Here is a 523-nt window from a genome sequence, read left to right as displayed (position 1 = left end):
AAACTCAATGTTCCCATCTGAAAGCCAGCGGCCCAAATCGCCCGTGTCATACATTCTTTCTCCCTCAATAAAAGGATTAGCAATGAATTTCTCCTGCGTAAACTCTGGCTTGTTCAAATACCCACGGGCTACTCCTGCACCTGATACAAACAGTTTTCCGAGTGTTCCTATCGGAACAATCTGCAAGGAATCATCCAAAATGTAAATCTGGGTGTTAGAAATAGGTTTACCAATAGGGATAACTCTTTTCTCTACAGCATTTCCTGTTGATTGATAAATAGATACACAAACGGCGCACTCTGTAGGACCATAAGCATTGTAATATGCTATTCCTGATGCTGTAACTCTCATGGCTGTACCCGGATCGGCTGATTCACCGGCGGTAATAATACATCTTAGTCCTGAGATATCTTCATTGCTTAATAAAGCTAGATAACTCGGAGGAAAAGTTACAACGGTTGATTGCGTTTGTTTTAGAAATTCTACAAACGCCTCTTTATCTTTAATGGTTTCTTCACTCGGA

General features: G+C 40.9%; 1 protein-coding gene. It reads right to left on the bottom strand.

The genetic code is table 11. The features are described 5' to 3' along the window. Window positions 1-523 (bottom strand): AMP-binding protein (locus DM397_RS00450; protein WP_162615429.1); only part of this gene is annotated, 523 nt, incomplete at both ends.

The organism is Flavobacterium nitrogenifigens, from assembly GCF_003254565.1.
GTDB classification, from domain to species: domain Bacteria; phylum Bacteroidota; class Bacteroidia; order Flavobacteriales; family Flavobacteriaceae; genus Flavobacterium; species Flavobacterium nitrogenifigens.
This window is presented reverse-complemented; position numbering and strand designations above follow the sequence as displayed.